The organism is Streptomyces luteolifulvus, assembly GCF_008806595.1.
GTDB lineage: Bacteria > Actinomycetota > Actinomycetes > Streptomycetales > Streptomycetaceae > Streptomyces > Streptomyces luteolifulvus.
Genome location: NZ_VZRB01000004.1, coordinates 133,167 through 148,360 on the forward strand (window position 1 = coordinate 133,167; position 15,194 = coordinate 148,360).

Here is a 15,194-nt window from a genome sequence, read left to right on the forward strand (position 1 = left end):
TCGTCCGAGGCGCCCGGCTCTTCCGGCCGGGTGCCTCGGCGCGGGGCCGTCGCCGACCACCCACGCCGCCGGTCAGCGGACCCGCCACGCGCCGTCGGCGCGCCGTGCCATGGACGCGAGGCCGTCGCCGGACAGGGCTGCTCCCCGAGGTCACATCCGCGTCAACCGGCGCATGGCGAGGGCGAGTTCGTCGAGCCTCGTGTCGGCTTCCTCCGGGTCCGAACAGGCCGCGGTCAGCAGGCAGTTCCTGGAGTGGTCGTCGAGCAGGCCCAGGGCGACCTCCTGGAGCGCCCGGGTGACCGCGCCGATCTGGGTGAGGACGTCGATGCAGTAACGGTCCTCGTCGACCATGCGCGCCACCCCGCGCACCTGGCCCTCGATCTTGTTCAGCCGGGACAGGTGATCGTCCTTGTGGCTGTGGTAGCCCGGCGGTTCGGACACCCGCGGGCGGAGACCACGACCGGGAACTGTGGTCATCGCCGTGCGCCTCCTCTCCGTCTCTCCGCGCGTAACGCGCGAACCGCGCGTACGAGATGCGGATTCCATCCTGACCGCCGATACCCCCACCACGTAGGGGCCTGGTGTCCTGTCCACGAGGCCAACAGGCCCCCGTGTGCGGCATCACGTCTGACACGAGTCGACGTCCCTCGCAGGAGCATCCCGCCCCGCTCCCATCGGGCGGAGGCAAGCCGGCCACCCACCGCCGGCCCGGGTCGCGGCGATGGGGCCGTTCGGTCCATTACTAAGGACCTTAGTTCCATAGGATCCGCGCTCCCATCGGGGCCACGGTGGAGTCCACATCGCCCCGGCAAAAGCACTGAGCACGAGGGCGCAGCCCGCCGGTGGCCCGGCACGGGAACGGAGGCAGCCATGTCCACGCTGATCGGAGCGCTGCTGCCGGCATCGATCGTCGTCGGCATCGCACGGCGCGTCGTCGCCCCGCGGGACGGTGCGGCGTGCGGCCGGCCAGGCGTACGTCCATCGGCGATCCGTCGCGCTGGGGGCCCGGCAGCGGGTGACGTGAGGTGCCCCAGGGCCGTCCGGCCCTGCGGACAGGGGAACTCCGGCCCTACCCGCGGCACCCTCAGCCCCTGCCCGCAGACGGACAACAGGCTCACGCTCGAAGTAGACCACCCATACCGGGTGCCGGTATGCGAAGACGAAGCCGAGGAGGCGACGTCATGACGAACGACAAGCGCCCGCTGTACGCACTCGCACTGGCGATCGGGGTCATCGGGCTGGTGGCAGTCGGCGTTCCCGTCGAGACCATCGTCCTCCTGGCCGTCCTGGCCGCCTGCCCGCTGATGATGGTGTTCATGATGCGCGGCATGCACGGTGGACAGGGTGGAGCCACGCGCGGCGGACACGACCGTACGGACGAGTCCACCGACGAGGACCGCGATCCGCTCCGCAAGAACGATCACCAGCACCCCTACGGCCATGGCCGCTCCTAGCGCGGAACAGGGCGGCCCTCGTTCCCGCCGCCGTGCGGCGATGCGCAGCCTCGCCATCGGTGAGCGCACCCCGAGGAGGACGTGATGGCTGACGCCGCATACGGCCTGTGGCCGCTGGTGGTGCTCAACACCCTGCTGTTCATCGCCTTCGCCGCCAGCTTCTTCCACCCGAAGAGCAAACGGGACTGGCGGGCGATGGGCGCCTACAGCGCCTTCATGGTCGCGCTGTTCACCGAGATGTACGGCACCCCGCTGACCATCTACCTGCTCGGCAGCTGGCTCGGCTCCCAGTTCCCGCTGCTGAAGGACACCCACGCCGGCGGGCACCTGTGGAACGACCTGACCAACTGGCAGGGCGATCCGCACCTGAGCCCCTTCCACCTCGCCAGCTACGTCGCCATCGGCGTCGGCTTCTGGCTGATCGCCGCCGCCTGGCGGGTGCTGCACGACGCCGCCCAGCACGACCGGCTGGCGACCACGGGCCTGTACGCGCACGTGCGCCATCCGCAGTACGACGGCTTCCTGCTCATCATGATCGGGTTCCTGCTGCAGTGGCCGACCATCCCGACCCTGATCATGTTCCCGGTCCTGGTGTACATCTACGCACGGCTGGCCCGCAGCGAGGAACGCGAGGTCGCCGAGAGGTTCGGCGCCGACTGGGAGGCCTACGCCGCCCGCACTCCCGCCTTCTGGCCGAGGTGGCACACCCGTCCGCCCGCGCCACGCAGTGGCCCGCCGTCGCGGCCCGAGCAACACACCACCGCACGGAGGTGAGGGACATGATCGCCCTCGTCTGGTCCCTGATCGGTCTGCAGCTGCTTGTGGTCGGACTGTACGCATACCGCCGCACCCGCCTGCGTCACCGCGGCGTCCCTGCCGCGGCGCATCCCGTCGGCCGTACCGCGATCGTCCTGGTCGCCGTCTGTGCGGCGCCGCTGCCCGCGCTCCTGACGATCGACGCCCCCGTCGCGGCCTGGGGTCTGTGGGGCGTCGGCTACACCGCCGCCGCGCTGGTGCTCGCCTTCGCCGACGCGTCGCGCGACATCCCGTCCCGCATGTCAACGGGCACGGCCTGACAGGCGCGTCCGGGAAGCCGAGGAGGGAGCGATGAACCCCACCGCACCCGTGTCGACCGCCCACGAACCGCAGGCGCGGCACCTGCGGCCCGTCCTCACCGCCACCGGTATCGAAAAGGCCTACCGGCGCGGCATGTGGCCCGCCCGGCGGAGCCTGACGGTGCTGCGGGGCGCGGATCTGTCGCTGGCCCCCGGTGAGGTCGTCGGTCTGGTCGGGGAGAACGGCTCCGGCAAGAGCACCCTGATGAAGATCCTGGTGGGCGCGCTGCGTCCGGACGCCGGCACCGTGTCGTACGACGGCCTGCTCGGCTACTGCCCCCAGGAGCCCATCGTCTACGAACGCCTCACCTGCGACGAGCACTTCGAACTCTTCGGCCGCGCCTACGGGATGGCCCCCGAGGCCGAGCGGCGCGCCCGCCGGGCGGTCTACGAGTCCCTCGGCTTCGAGCGGCACGCCGCCACCCGCGCCGACCAGCTGTCCGGCGGCACTCTGTCCAAGCTCAACCTCGGCCTTGCGCTGCTGGCCGATCCCGACGTGCTGCTGCTGGACGAGCCGTACGCGGGCTTCGACTTCGACACCTACCTGAAGTTCTGGGAACTCGTCGGGCAACGGCGGCAGGCGGGCCGGTCCGTGCTGATCATCAGTCACTTCGTCACCGACGAGGAGCGCTTCGACCGCATCGTGCACCTGCGGGACGGAAGGACCAGCCAAGGACCCGGCCAAGAACCCGGCCGAGGACCCGGCCGAGTACCCGGCCCGGGGACGGCAAGGCGGTGACGCCGTGATGACCACCACCGGCCTGCTCGTCCGCCGGTATCTCACCGAGACGGCACGCAACCCGGTCACCGTGTCGATGCTGGTCGTCGTGCCGGTGGTGTTCGTGGCGGTGGCCGCGCGGAAGGTCGCGGACGCCGCCGAACTGCTGGGCGGGCGGGGCGGGGTGGAGGTGGAGACGGTCACCGCCGCGTGGGCGGCCGCGTTCATCTCGGCCATCGCCATGTACTTCCAGGTGCGCTCCGCCCGCGCCACCGACCGCCGTCTGGTGCTGGCGGGACTGGCTCCGGTCCGGCTGGTCGCCGCGCGGCTCGTCACCGGGCTCGCGCTCGCCGTGACCGCCACCGCCGCGGCCCTGGTGACCCTGGCGGCCCGCACCGGCATCGACGTACCGGGCCGGACCGTGGCCGGGACGCTGATGTTCGCGGTGATCTACCTGGGCATCGGGGCGCTGATCGGCGCTCTCGTCCCGGGGCCGGTCAACGGCACCGTCCTCGTCTTCTTCGTCTGGATCCTGGACGTCTTCCTCGGACCGGCGTTCGGCTCCGCCGACCGGATCGTGACCCGCGTGCTGCCGACGCATTTCCCGACGCTGTGGATGATGGACCTGCCCTCGCGCCACGGTGGCCGAGTCGGCGACCTCGGCTGGGCGCTCGTATGGACCGCCGCCGCGCTCGCCGTCAGCTGGACGGTCGTCGCCGCCACCAGCCGTGCCGCACGACCGCGCCACCAGGCGGGCCAACTCGCCACCGTCCTGCGCATGGGGCTGCGGGAAGCCGGCCGCAACCGGGTCCTCTGGGTGCTGCTGGCCGTCGTGCCTACCGTCTTCATCCTGCTCGCCGCGGTCACCACCCCGGAGGAATACCAGTCCATGCCGCTCCCCGAGAACGGCCGCCAGGTCGTGGTGCGGTTCTGGTTCCCCGACGCCCATCCCGGCTTCATGGCCCCCGTCGCCATCGCCTCGCTGGCCGCGCTCGTCGGACTGTTCACCGTCCTTCAGGCGCGCTCCGGCGACCAGCGCCTGGTCCTGGCCGGGCTGCGCACCCGCAGCCTGCTCACCGCCCGGCTGTCCGTCGTCGCCCTGGGCGCCCTGATCGCGACCGCGGCCTCCCTGGCGGTCACGGCGGCCCTGTTCGACGCCCGCCAGTGGGGTCTCTACTTCCTCGCCAACCTCCTGATGGGCCTCACCTACGGCCTCGTCGGGGTGCTGATCGGCTCGTTCGTCGGACGGGTCGGCGGGGTGTTCATCGCCTTCCTGGTGCCGTTCCTCGACCTCGGCATCGAGCAGAGCCCCATGCTCAACACCGAGGTGTCCGGCCTGGGAACGGCCCTGCCCGGCTACGGCGCCTCGCGGGTCCTGTACGACGCCGCGCTCACCGCGTCCTTCGACGAGACCGGCCCGCTGCTCATCGCCCTCGTCTGGCTCGCCGGTCTCACGCTCGCAGCCGCGCTGCTGTTCCGGCGCGCTGTGCGCACCACCGCCGCCTGAGATCCCGGACCTGCCGGACCCGCCGGACCGGCCTTCACAGACGCTTCATACGAGCGCCGGTGGTTGCTTCATGCCGCGCTCCGATGCTGGTGAGCAAGTCGGGATACGAAGCAGGGAGCCGAGAGCGATGAAGCTGAACCGTAAGGACGTGACTCGGGGACTGGTGGCGCTCGGGGTTGCCGGAGCGCTGGCCGGCGGTGTCGGCATCGCGCAGGCGGCGACCGGCACGGCTGACTCGCCCGCCGCGAGCACGACGTCCGCCGCACCGACCCATATGTGCGGCGACGACGACGGTGGTACGTACGGCATGCACGGCAGGGCGTTCGGCGACCACGCGGCCATGGACGCCGCCGCGAATTACCTCGGCCTGAGCCGCACCGGTCTGCAGAACCGGATGTACGAGGGCAAGTCCCTCGCGGACATCGCCAAGGCGCAGGGCAAGTCGGTGTCCGGGCTCAAGGACGCGATGGTCGCGGCGGTCGAACGCGAGCTCGACGACGACACCTCGCTGACGGCCGAGCAGAGGAAGACGATTCTCGCGCGGGCCAAGAGCCGCATAGACATCATGGTGGACACCACGTATGGGTCCGGCCCTGGATCCCGCCCTGGATCCCGCCATGGATCCGGCCATGGTTCCGGTGCGGGCCACGGCTCGATGGGCTCGATGGGCTCGATGGGCATGGGGATGGGCGGCATGTGACGCCGGCCCGGCCCGCTGTCCGGGGGCGAGTCGTTGGCCGCGGCCAGGCAGCCACGCATACGGTGCTGCCTGGCCGTGGTGTCGTTCGAGGAGTGAGAGCCCATGCCGCGGGTGCTGGTGGTCGACGACGAGCCGCACATCCGGAGAGTCCTGCGGGGCTATCTGGAGGCGGACGGATTCCAGGTGGCGGAGGCCGCCGACGGAGAGGCGGCGCTCGCCGCGCTCCGTGGCGAGCCGCCCGACCTGGTGCTGCTGGATGTGATGCTGCCGGGGATCGACGGACTCGAGGTCCTCCGGCAGCTGCGCGGCTTCAGCGACACCTACGTGATCATGGTGACCGCGCGGGCGGAGGAGGTCGACAAGCTCGTCGGACTCGGAGTGGGCGCGGACGACTACGTGACCAAGCCGTTCAGCCCGCGTGAGGTCACGGCCCGGGTGAAAGCGGTGCTGCGCCGCGGCCGGGGAGCGCAGGCCGGCCAGGACGCACCGCTGCGCTTCGACGGCTTGACCATCGAGCCCGCCGGCCGCGAGGTGACGGTGGAAGGGAAGCCGGTGGCACTGTCGAGCCTCGAATTCGACCTGCTCACCGCGCTGGCCGACGCGCCGGGCCGGGTCTTCTCCCGCGCGCAACTGCTGCAGCGCGTATGGGGTTACGACTTCTACGGCGACGAGCGCGTCGTCGACGTCCACATCCGCAGTCTGCGCGCACGGCTGGGCGACGACGCGAGCGATCCGCATCTGATCGCCACCGTGCGCGGGGTCGGCTACAAGTTCGTGGGGCGGCCGCGATGAGGACGCGCCTGCCCCTGCGGCTGTTCGTTTCCCATACCGCCGTGGCCGTGGTCGGCGCCCTCGTGGCCTACCTGACGGTACGACTGCTCGCCCCGGCCCTGTTCGACCAGCGCATGGGGATGATGAACGGGAACGGCCACATGCCCGGCACGGGCCCGGCGACGGGGGCACAGGTGCACGACGCCTTCCGGACCGCGCTCGACACCGCCCTGCTCGTGGGCGTCCTGGCCGGTGTCGCCGCCGCCGGAGTCCTCGCGGCACTCGCCACCCGCCGCCTGCTGCGCCCGCTCAATGCCGTGCGCACCGCGACCCGGCAGATCGCCGCCGGACGATACGACGTCGACGTCCCGCTTCCGTCCGAACCGGAACTGGCCGCGCTGGCAACCGACGTCAACACCCTCGGGCACACCCTGGCCGAGACCGAGACACGGCGCACCCGACTGCTCGGCGACGTCGCCCATGAGATGCGGACCCCACTGACCGCACTCGACGGCTACGTCGAGGGTCTGATCGACGGTGTGTTCACCGCGAGCCCGGACACCCTGGCCTCCCTCAGCGAGGAACTGCGCCGACTGCACCGGCTCGCCGACGACCTGTCCGGCCTGTCCCGCGCCGAGGAACAGCGCCTCGACCTGCATCTCGTCGACGCCGACCTGGCGGAACTGGCCCGACGCGCCGCCGCCCGACTCGCACCGCAATTCGACGACGCGCGCCTCACCCTGGTCGTCGACGCCGACACGGTCGTACCCGTACGCGCCGATCCGGACCGGATCGCCCAGGTACTGACCAACCTGCTGGGCAACGCCCTGCTCGCCACTCCCGCCGGTGGCACCGTCACGCTCACCGCCCGCTGCTCCGGCGGCCGTGGCGAGGTCGCCGTGACCGACACCGGCGTGGGTCTGGCCGCAGAGGACATCGAGCGTGTCTTCGAGCGCTTCTACCGTGCACCCGGGCAGTCCCGCCGGTCCGCCGGTTCGGGCGTCGGCCTGACGATCGCCCGGGGGATCGCACGTGGGCACGGCGGAGAGGTCACGGCGTCGTCGCCGGGGCGAGGACGCGGCGCGAGCTTCACACTCGCGCTGCCGCTGCACCCCCGTTCGTAGCGGCTGTGGCTGTGGCTTGGAGCACCACAACGTCCGGTGCCGTCGCACGGGCCAGATCCAGCGCCTCAGCGCCGGTTCGTACGACGTCCACGGCGAATCCCTCGCGGGACAGGTAGTCCCCGACCAGGCGGCCGAGTTCCACCTCGTCATCGACCACCAGGGCCCGCCTGGCCGTCGGTGCCGGGGCGTCGTTCATGTCCCATGCTCCTGAAGTGCGCTTCGGCGTCATGGGGCCGGGCGGCCCAGCTCCGCGGAGATCCTCCCCAGCTGCTCCAGCCGGCGCTCCAGGGTGGGGTGGGTGGAGAACAGGTTCGCCACGGTCGAGCCCGGGCCGAGGGCCGGGGTGAAGAAGAAGGCGTTGAACGCCTGCGCGGTGCGCAGGTCCCGGGTGGGGATGCGAGCGATGTCGCCGGTGACCTTGGTCAGCGCCGACGCCAGCGCCGAGGGCCGGCCGGTGAGCAGGGCGGCGGCCCGGTCGGCGGCCAGCTCCCGGTAGCGGGACAGGGCGCGAATCAGCAGGAAGCTGAGGGCGTAGACGAGGGCCGAGACCGCCATGACGGCGAACAGCAGCGCGGCGGTGTTCTGGTCCTCGCGCCGGTCGCGGCCGCCGCCGAACAGCTGGGAGTAGAAGGCGAAGCGGACCATGAGCCCGGCGATCACACCGAGGAACGAGGCGATGGTGATCACGGCGACGTCGCGGTGCGCGACATGGGACAGCTCGTGGGCGAGGACGCCTTCCAACTCCTCGGGCTCCAGGCGGCGCAGCAGCCCAGTGGTCACACACACGACCGCGTGGTCGGCGTTACGGCCGGTGGCGAACGCGTTGGGCAGGTCCATGCCGGATACGGCCACCTGGGGCTTGGGCATGTCGGCGATGGCGCACAGCCGGTCGATGACCCCGTGCAGTTCGGGCTGCTCCTCGGGGGTGACGAGGCGACCGTGCATCGCGAACAGTGCGATCCGGTCGGAGAACCAGTACTGGGCGGCCAGCAGCCCGGCGGCGATGACCACCACCAGCACCCACGACTTCAGCAGCACGATCAGCACGGCGACGAACACCACATACAGCAGGCCGAGCAGGAACAGCGTCAGGCCCATGCGGGCGGTCAGCTGCCGGTCGGGAGCGAAGCGGCTGCGCATGGTCATCTCCCCTCGTCACCCCTCGTCACCCTGGGATCAGGCCCTCGTCGGCCAGCAGGGCCTGCACCTCATGCAGGCTGGTGTCCTCGTCGGGGAGGATCAGGTCCGAGGGCGCGAGTGTGTCGGCGGGGAGCGGGGTGCCCAGGGCGCGTACGGCGTCCAGCAGTGCCCGCAGCCCGCTGGCGAAGGCCTGCTCGTCGCCGGACACGGCGGCCGACTGCAGGACAGCGTCCAGTTCGTTGAGCTTGTCCAGATGGGTGTCGGCGATGTCGTACTGGCCCTCGCCGAGAATCCGCATGATCACGACGGTGCCCCCTTGTCCGGCTTGTCCGGCTTGCGGTCGGCGTCGGTGGCCTCGCCGCTCTCCAGCGCGGGCGACGATTTGGGAGCGGCAGTGAGTTCGCCCTTCATCCGGGCCAGCTCCAACTCCACGTCCGTTCCCGAGGACGCCCTGTCCAGCTCGGCCTGGATGTCGTCCCGGCCGGCCGGCAGAGTGGCGTCCTCCAGTGCCCCGGTGGCGATCAGCTCGTCCAGTGCGCCGGCACGGGCCTGGAGCTCCTCGGTCTTGTCCTGGGCGCGCTGGATGGCCATGCCGACGTCGCCCATCTCCTCGCCGATGCCGGTGACGGCCTCGGTGATCCGGGTCTCTGCCTCGGCAGCGGTATAGGTGGCCTTGAGGGTTTCCTTGCGGGTTCGGAAGGCGTCCACCTTGGCTTCGAGGCGTTGCGCACCCAGGGTGAGCTTCTCTTCCTGGGCCTGCAGCGCGGCGTGCTGGCCTTGCAGGTCGGTGAGCTGCGTGGCCACTGCTGCCCGGCGTCCCAGGGCTTCGCGGGCGAGGTCCTCGCGTCCGACGGCGAGCGCCTGCTGAGCCTGCCCCTGAAGCTTGCCGCTCGACTGCTCCAACGTGCTCATCTGCAGTTCGAGACGTTTGCGGCTGGTGGCGACGTCCGCCACGCCGCGCCGCACCCGAAGCAGCAGCTCCTGCTGCTTCGCGTAGGAATAGTCGAGTACCTCACGCGGATCCTCGGCGCGGTCGAGCGCCTTGTTCGCCTTGATCCGGAACAGGTCCGCGATACGGCGAGCGATGCTGGTCATGCCAACCGGTCCCTTCGTCGCGGTCCCGCACGCCCGTGCCGCGAACGTGCGGGAGATTCAGTGGTGCTGCGGATCCTTCTTCGTCAGGTCGGTCCCACCGTGGTCGTCCTGCTGATGGCGGGGGCTCGTTCCGTCCTGCTCCCGCTCGTGCGGTCCCCTGCCGTGACCACCCTGACCATCCTGTCCGCCGTGGCCTCCGTGCATGAACGCCATGCTCAGCGGGCACGCCGCCACGAGGGCGATGAGGACGAGGGTGAGCGGCGGCACGCCGAGCCAGAGCAGCACGGCAGCCGCGGCGACCGCCACCGCGATGACCGTGAGCGGTTTCGGTTTCGTCTTCATCTCCGGCTCCCAAGGTCTCTCAGGTCTCTCAGGTCTCTTGCGATCGCATGCCTCTGGACTCCAGGCTCCCTCTCGTAGGGCTACCCCGCATGGGTACTAAGGGTCTTAAAAGTGGGCCGACAGGCCCACCCTGATCGTGGATCGCTCATCCGGGCCCCGAGGCGCCGGTACGGGCGGTGTGGAGGGTGAGGCGGGGCAGGCAGGGCCAGCCGATTTGCGTCGGGCGCTCCTGGTGGGTGTCGGCCGGTGGGTGTCGGCCGGTGGGTGTCGGCGCGGGTCATGACGCGGCCTTCGGAGGCATGTCGGACCGGTCCGGGCCGGGAGCGGGCGCCGTGTGCGCGTGACGGGTGTGGCGTGCGGCCGGCTCCTTGGCGACGGAGACGCGGCGCGGTGCGATCGTTTCCCCCGTCGGGTGCGCGCTCGGCGGCTCGGTGCCCAGCAGGTCGTACACCATCGCGCCGTCCACGGTCTCCTGCGTGAGGAGGAGGCCGGCCAGTTCATCCAGTTGCCTGCGGTGCTCGGTGAGCAGGTCGGTGGCCCGCTGCTCGGCCTCGCGCAGCAGCCGGGCGATCTCCGCGTCGATGGTGGCCTGCGTGGCCTCGGCGAAGGGGCGGCTGGACATAGCCGTACCGCCGCTGCCCAGGAACACCGAGCCGCCCTGCGGATAGCCCACCGGGCCGAGCGCGGGCGACAGACCGAACTCACGGACCATCTTGGTGGCCAACTCGGTGGCTCCGGCCAGGTCGTTGGCGGCTCCGGTGGAGCCCTGGCCGAAGACGACGAGTTCGGCCGCGCGGCCCCCGAGCCGTACCGACAGGGTCTGGTTCAGGTAGTCCTCGCCGTACAAGTGGCGCTCCACCAGCGGAAGTTGCTCGGTGACCCCGAGGGCCTGTCCAGCGGGGAGGATGGTCACCTTGGCCACCGGGTCGGCGTGCGGCGACAGCGCGGCGACCAGGGCGTGCCCGGCCTCGTGGACGGCCACGGCCTCCTTCTCCGCGGGCAGCAGCACGTTGGAGCCCTCGCGGCGGCCGAGCAGGATCCGGTCCCGGGCCGCGTCGAAGTCGTCCGCGACCAGGACCTCGCGGCCGTCCCGTACGGCGACGATGGCGGCCTCGTTGGCCAGATTGGCCAGGTCCGCGCCGGAGAAGCCGGGCGTGCCGCGTGCCACCTTCTCCAGGTCGACGTCCTTGCCCAGCTGCTTGTCCTGGCAGTGCACGGCCAGGATCGCGGCCCGCTCGGCCAGGGTGGGCAGCGGGATGGTCACCTGCCGGTCGAAGCGCCCGGGTCGCAGCAGCGCCGGGTCGAGGACCTCGGGCCGGTTGGTGGCGGCCAGCACCACGATGCCCTCGGCCGCCTCGAAGCCGTCCATCTCGGACAGGAGTTGGTTGAGGGTCTGCTCCCGCTCATCGTTGGAGACGATCTGCCCGGCCGCGGCCCGGCGTCCGCCGAGCGCGTCGATCTCGTCGACGAAGACGATGGCGGGCGCCCGCTTGCGGGCCTCGGCGAACAGGTCCCGCACCCGGGCGGCGCCGACACCGACGTACATCTCGACGAAACTCGACCCCGCCACCGACAGGAACGGCACCTCCGCCTCGCCGGCGACCGCGCGGGCCAGCAGGGTCTTGCCGGTGCCGGGCGGGCCGACCATCAGCACGCCGCGCGGCGCCATGGCCCCGGCGCGGCGGTAGCGTTCGGGCCTGCGCAGGAAGTCGACCACCTCGGCGATCTCGGACTTGGCGCCCTCGTAGCCCGCGACATCCACGAACGTGGTCTCGGGCCGTTCCGCGTCGAAGACCTTGACCTTGGACTTGCCGACCCCGCCCAGCATGCCCTGCATGCCGGCCGCGCCCTTCGACATCCTGCGCCAGAACCAGATGATGAGCAGGAACGGGGCAAGGATCAGGATCCAGGACACTATCTGGGAGCCGGCGGACGGAGAGGTGGACGGCGGCTTGGCCGTCACCGCCACGTTCTTGTCCTCCAACCGGTCCAGCAGTTGGTCCCCGGCCAACTGGACCGGGACGGCCGTGGTGAAGGTGTGCCCGTTGGTGAGTGTGCCGTTCGCCTCACCGTTGGCCTTGATGGTGACGGTCTTGACCTTGCCGTCGTCGACCTGGTCGATGAACTTCGAGTACGTCAGGTCCATCTTCACCGGCTCGTCGGCGCGCAGCCCCGGCAGCACCACCCACAGACCGACGGCCAGCAGGATGGCCAGCGGCCACAGCCAGTGCCGCCAGGCGGGCGGGGTCGGCGGCGCGGTGGGCGTCGGCCGGTCCCCTGGGGGAGGCGGTTCGGCCTGCTTGGTCATGGCGGACTCCGTAGGTCTGGGCGCTCCTACGCGCCGGCGCCGAGGTAGCGGTCGGGGTCGGCGTCGAAGGTGGTGGCGCACTGCGGGGAGCAGAAGTAGTAGGTGTGGCCTGCCGCTTCGCGGTGTTCGGCAGCGGCGTCCGGGCTGATCTGCATGCCGCAGACCGGGTCCTTGACGGTCTGGGCCGAGCCTTCGTCCGCCCCCGTGTGGTGACCGTGACGCTTGAAGATGCTCATCTCCGTCTCCGTCTCCGTTGTCGTGTCGGGTCGGGCGGTACGGTCGTGTGCCCGTGCCGCGCTCTTCCGGGACCTCCACACGAGGCTGGACCGCGGCGGCGGTGGTGCTGGGCAGCGCGGCGGAGCGCCAGCGGCGCAGCCGGTTGGCGTTGGTGACGACCGACAGGGACGACAGGGCCATCGCGGCGGCGGCGAGGATCGGGCTGAGCCGCAGGCCGAGCCACGGGTAGAGGGCACCGGCGGCGACGGGCACGCCCACCGCGTTGTAGACCAGCGCGAAGAACAGATTCTGCCGGATGTTGCGCATGGTCGCCCGCGACAGCTTGATCGCGGTGACCACGCCGGACAGCGAGCCGGAGATGAGAGTGATGTCGGCGGCCTCGATGGCCACGTCGGTGCCCGTGCCGATGGCCAGGCCCACATCGGCGGCGGCCAGCGCGGGGGCGTCGTTGATGCCGTCGCCGACCATGCCCACCCGGCGTCCCTCGGCCTGCAGACCGCGTATGGCGTCGGCCTTGTGCTCGGGCAGGACCTCGGCGAGCGCCCGTTCGATGCCGACCTCGGCGGCGATCGCGGCGGCGGTACGCCGGTTGTCGCCGGTCAGCATGACCACCTGCACGCCCATCTGCCGCAGAGCGGCGATCGCGGCGGCCGAGTCCTCCTTGACCGTGTCGGCGACTGCCAGCACCCCGGCGGGACGGCCGTCGACGGCGGCCATCACCGGGGTCTTGCCCTGCGCGGACAGTTCGGCCGCGACCGGTTCGAGCGCCGCGGTGTCGATACCGACATCGGCGAGCAGCCGCGCCGCGCCGACGAGAACGGCGTGCCCGTCCACGGTGGCCTGCACGCCCTTGCCGGTCACCGAGTCGAAGCCGGATGCGACCGGCACGTCCAACCCGCCCTCTCGCGCCCCGGAGACGATGGCGGCGGCCAGCGGGTGCTCGCTGTCCCGCTCGGCCCCGGCGACCAGGGCGAGCAGGGTGTCCGGTTCGATGTCGTCCGCGGGGCGTATGTCGGTGAGGACGGGCGCTCCGGCGGTGATGGTGCCGGTCTTGTCCAGCACGACGGTGTCCAGCTTGTGGGCGGTCTCCAGCGCCTCGGCCGAGCGGATGAGGATGCCTGCGCGGGCGCCCTTGCCGGTGCCGACCATGATGGACATCGGGGTGGCCAGGCCCAGCGCGCAGGGGCAGGCGATGATCAGTACCGAGACCGCCGAGACCAGGGCGAGGGTGAGAGCCGGGGCCGGGCCGACGGTGTACCACAGCGCGAACGTGCCGATCGCGACGGCGATGACGGCGGGCACGAAGTAGGCGGAGGTGGCGTCCGCGAGCCGCTGGATCGGCGCCTTGGAGGCCTGCGCCTGCCGCACCAGGCGGATGATCTGGGCGAGCATGGTGTCCGCGCCGACCTTGGCGGCGCGCACCCGCAGGGATCCGGTGCCGTTGACGGTCGCGCCGATGACCGTGTCACCCGCCCGCTTGGTGACCGGCATCGGCTCGCCGGTCACCATGGACTCGTCCACCGCGGAGGATCCGGAGATCACCTCGGCGTCCACGGGCACCTTCTCGCCGGGCCGGACGAGGACCTCGTCGCCGAGCTGGACGTCCTCCACGGGAATCTCGGTCTCGGCCCCGTCGCGTACGACGCGGGCGGTGCGCGCCTGCAGCCCCAGCAGAGCCCGGATGGCCTCACCGGTGCCGGCCTTGGCCTTCGCCTCCAGGAGCCGCCCGAGCAGGATCAGCGTCAGGATCACCCCGACGGCTTCGAAGTACACCTCGCGCACGTCCTCCGGGAGCGCGGTGGGAGCGAACGTGACGAGGAGGCTGTAGCCGTAGGCCGCTGCCGTGCCCAGGGTGATCAGCGAGTTCATGTCGGCCGCGCGGTGGGCGAGCGTCAGCCAGCCGGTGCGGTGGATCGGCCAGCCCGTGTAGAACATCACGGGAGTGATCAGCGCCAGTTGCAGCCAGTGATTGAGCATCCACCCGGGCACCCAGTCCGCGCCGAACAGCTCATGGGCCATGACGGCGAACAGCACCGGCGCGGTCAGTACGGCGCCGAAGGCCACGCGACGGCTCAGATCCCGGATCTCCGCCTGCCGCTCGGCGGCCTCGGCCGCTTCCGCCGCCGCGGCCTCCCCCTCGCTCGGCCCCGCGGACGGGACGTGGGTGTCCGGCACCCGGCCCACGTCACCGGGCGGGGCCGCGCCGTTCCCGCCCGACCCGTCACCGGGCTCGACCAGCACCGTGCCGTGGATCATGTTCATCCCGCACGCGAAGCCGAACGACCCCGCCTCGGCCGGGTTCAGACGCACCGTCGTGCGCTCGTGGGCCGGCAGCGCGGCGCTCACCCGCAACTCCGGGAAGACGACGCGGTTCGTGCACTCCCCGGACTCCTGCCGATCGAAGACCAGCTCGGCCGGAACCCCTTGCCGCAGCCGGATCACGTCGGGGCTGTAGCCGCCGCGCACGGTCACCTCGACGCGCTGCACCCCATGCGAGAGCTCCGCCGCCCGCGCCCGGCGCGGGCCGAAGAAGAACCAGCCCATCGCGGCGACGGCAACGACGGAGACGGTGATCACGACCAGGTCGGCCACGTTCATGGCGGGCTCCTTCACCCTGTGGGCGGTATGAGATCCACTCTCTCCACCGGGTACCCCCACCCAGTAGGGGCCCACCGTCCCCGGA

The 15,194-nt window shown here is 71.5% G+C and carries 16 protein-coding genes and 1 pseudogene; 8 read left to right on the forward strand and 9 right to left on the reverse strand.

Annotation, left to right across the window (positions count from 1 at the left end):
• Positions 1 to 150: 150 nt before the first annotated feature.
• A complete protein-coding gene (locus F7R91_RS07570) occupies positions 151 to 477 on the reverse strand; it encodes a metal-sensitive transcriptional regulator (protein WP_150945837.1) in 327 nt (108 codons plus the stop codon).
• A 704-nt stretch (positions 478 to 1,181) separates the two neighbouring features.
• Between F7R91_RS07570 and F7R91_RS07575 the strand changes: the two genes are divergently transcribed.
• The 8 genes from F7R91_RS07575 to F7R91_RS07610 all read left to right on the forward strand — a co-directional run bounded on the left by F7R91_RS07575 (position 1,182) and on the right by F7R91_RS07610 (position 7,389).
• A complete protein-coding gene (locus F7R91_RS07575; RefSeq protein WP_150945839.1) occupies positions 1,182 to 1,454 on the forward strand; it encodes a DUF2933 domain-containing protein in 273 nt (90 codons plus the stop codon).
• 84 nt (positions 1,455 to 1,538) lie between these two features.
• Entirely contained in the window at positions 1,539 to 2,228 is a 690-nt protein-coding gene (locus tag F7R91_RS07580; RefSeq protein ID WP_150945841.1) for a methyltransferase family protein, read from the forward strand.
• A gap of 5 nt (positions 2,229 to 2,233) precedes the next feature.
• Positions 2,234 to 2,530 (forward strand): hypothetical protein, encoded by a 297-nt coding sequence (locus F7R91_RS07585; protein WP_150945843.1) that lies wholly within the window; start codon positions 2,234 to 2,236, stop codon positions 2,528 to 2,530.
• Positions 2,531 to 2,561: 31 nt separating this feature from the next.
• Entirely contained in the window at positions 2,562 to 3,308 is a 747-nt protein-coding gene (locus F7R91_RS07590; RefSeq protein ID WP_150945844.1) for an ABC transporter ATP-binding protein, read from the forward strand.
• 7 nt (positions 3,309 to 3,315) lie between these two features.
• Positions 3,316 to 4,794 carry an ABC transporter permease gene (locus F7R91_RS07595; protein ID WP_150945846.1) on the forward strand — a complete coding sequence of 493 codons (1,479 nt, stop codon included), beginning with the start codon at positions 3,316 to 3,318 and terminating at the stop codon, positions 4,792 to 4,794.
• Positions 4,795 to 4,921: 127 nt separating this feature from the next.
• Positions 4,922 to 5,494, forward strand: a complete 573-nt coding sequence (locus tag F7R91_RS07600) for a hypothetical protein (protein ID WP_150945848.1) — start codon at positions 4,922 to 4,924, stop codon at positions 5,492 to 5,494.
• 102 nt (positions 5,495 to 5,596) lie between these two features.
• Positions 5,597 to 6,286, forward strand: coding sequence for a response regulator (locus tag F7R91_RS07605; RefSeq protein WP_150945849.1), 690 nt, complete (start codon positions 5,597 to 5,599; stop codon positions 6,284 to 6,286).
• Positions 6,283 to 7,389, forward strand: coding sequence for a sensor histidine kinase (locus F7R91_RS07610; protein WP_150945851.1), 1,107 nt, complete (start codon positions 6,283 to 6,285; stop codon positions 7,387 to 7,389). The genes F7R91_RS07605 and F7R91_RS07610 overlap by 4 nt, the downstream gene beginning before the upstream one ends.
• Here the strand turns inward: F7R91_RS07610 and F7R91_RS07615 are convergent.
• From F7R91_RS07615 to F7R91_RS07645, 8 genes and pseudogenes are all read right to left on the reverse strand, one after another.
• Positions 7,355 to 7,585: a response regulator gene (locus tag F7R91_RS07615; protein ID WP_150945853.1), complete on the reverse strand. Its 231-nt coding sequence runs from the start codon at positions 7,583 to 7,585 to the stop codon at positions 7,355 to 7,357. The genes F7R91_RS07610 and F7R91_RS07615 overlap by 35 nt on opposite strands.
• Positions 7,586 to 7,614: 29 nt before the next feature.
• Complete coding sequence (htpX, locus tag F7R91_RS07620; RefSeq protein ID WP_150945855.1) at positions 7,615 to 8,529, reverse strand: zinc metalloprotease HtpX; 915 nt, start codon at positions 8,527 to 8,529, stop codon at positions 7,615 to 7,617.
• 25 nt (positions 8,530 to 8,554) lie between these two features.
• Positions 8,555 to 8,827 (reverse strand): PspA-associated protein PspAA, encoded by a 273-nt coding sequence (gene pspAA / locus F7R91_RS07625; protein WP_408056011.1) that lies wholly within the window; start codon positions 8,825 to 8,827, stop codon positions 8,555 to 8,557.
• A gap of 2 nt (positions 8,828 to 8,829) precedes the next feature.
• The gene (locus tag F7R91_RS07630; RefSeq protein ID WP_150945859.1) at positions 8,830 to 9,624 is read right to left on the reverse strand and encodes a PspA/IM30 family protein; all 795 of its coding nucleotides are present in this window, start codon (positions 9,622 to 9,624) and stop codon (positions 8,830 to 8,832) included.
• A 57-nt stretch (positions 9,625 to 9,681) separates the two neighbouring features.
• Positions 9,682 to 9,966, reverse strand: coding sequence for a DUF2933 domain-containing protein (locus F7R91_RS07635; RefSeq protein ID WP_150945861.1), 285 nt, complete (start codon positions 9,964 to 9,966; stop codon positions 9,682 to 9,684).
• A gap of 277 nt (positions 9,967 to 10,243) precedes the next feature.
• A complete protein-coding gene (ftsH, locus tag F7R91_RS07640) occupies positions 10,244 to 12,274 on the reverse strand; it encodes an ATP-dependent zinc metalloprotease FtsH (protein WP_150945863.1) in 2,031 nt (676 codons plus the stop codon).
• A gap of 26 nt (positions 12,275 to 12,300) precedes the next feature.
• A complete protein-coding gene (locus F7R91_RS44005) occupies positions 12,301 to 12,510 on the reverse strand; it encodes a YHS domain-containing protein (RefSeq protein ID WP_225320576.1) in 210 nt (69 codons plus the stop codon).
• 193 nt (positions 12,511 to 12,703) lie between these two features.
• A pseudogene (locus F7R91_RS07645) lies at positions 12,704 to 15,109 on the reverse strand (heavy metal translocating P-type ATPase); the annotation flags it as partial.
• Between the last annotated feature and the right edge of the window lie 85 nt (positions 15,110 to 15,194).

Coding starts and splice junctions, on each gene's coding strand:
- F7R91_RS07615 (WP_150945853.1), bottom strand. CDS start 7,585: ATGAACGACGCCCCGGCACCGACGGCCAGGCGGGCCCTGGTGGTCGAT.
- pspAA (WP_408056011.1), bottom strand. CDS start 8,827: ATGCGGATTCTCGGCGAGGGCCAGTACGACATCGCCGACACCCATCTG.
- F7R91_RS07585 (WP_150945843.1), top strand. CDS start 2,234: ATGATCGCCCTCGTCTGGTCCCTGATCGGTCTGCAGCTGCTTGTGGTC.
- F7R91_RS07570 (WP_150945837.1), bottom strand. CDS start 477: ATGACCACAGTTCCCGGTCGTGGTCTCCGCCCGCGGGTGTCCGAACCG.
- F7R91_RS44005 (WP_225320576.1), bottom strand. CDS start 12,510: ATGAGCATCTTCAAGCGTCACGGTCACCACACGGGGGCGGACGAAGGC.
- F7R91_RS07595 (WP_150945846.1), top strand. CDS start 3,316: ATGACCACCACCGGCCTGCTCGTCCGCCGGTATCTCACCGAGACGGCA.
- F7R91_RS07610 (WP_150945851.1), top strand. CDS start 6,283: ATGAGGACGCGCCTGCCCCTGCGGCTGTTCGTTTCCCATACCGCCGTG.
- F7R91_RS07580 (WP_150945841.1), top strand. CDS start 1,539: ATGGCTGACGCCGCATACGGCCTGTGGCCGCTGGTGGTGCTCAACACC.
- F7R91_RS07630 (WP_150945859.1), bottom strand. CDS start 9,624: ATGACCAGCATCGCTCGCCGTATCGCGGACCTGTTCCGGATCAAGGCG.
- htpX (WP_150945855.1), bottom strand. CDS start 8,529: ATGCGCAGCCGCTTCGCTCCCGACCGGCAGCTGACCGCCCGCATGGGC.
- F7R91_RS07605 (WP_150945849.1), top strand. CDS start 5,597: ATGCCGCGGGTGCTGGTGGTCGACGACGAGCCGCACATCCGGAGAGTC.
- F7R91_RS07635 (WP_150945861.1), bottom strand. CDS start 9,966: ATGAAGACGAAACCGAAACCGCTCACGGTCATCGCGGTGGCGGTCGCC.
- F7R91_RS07575 (WP_150945839.1), top strand. CDS start 1,182: ATGACGAACGACAAGCGCCCGCTGTACGCACTCGCACTGGCGATCGGG.
- ftsH (WP_150945863.1), bottom strand. CDS start 12,274: ATGACCAAGCAGGCCGAACCGCCTCCCCCAGGGGACCGGCCGACGCCC.
- F7R91_RS07600 (WP_150945848.1), top strand. CDS start 4,922: ATGAAGCTGAACCGTAAGGACGTGACTCGGGGACTGGTGGCGCTCGGG.
- F7R91_RS07590 (WP_150945844.1), top strand. CDS start 2,562: ATGAACCCCACCGCACCCGTGTCGACCGCCCACGAACCGCAGGCGCGG.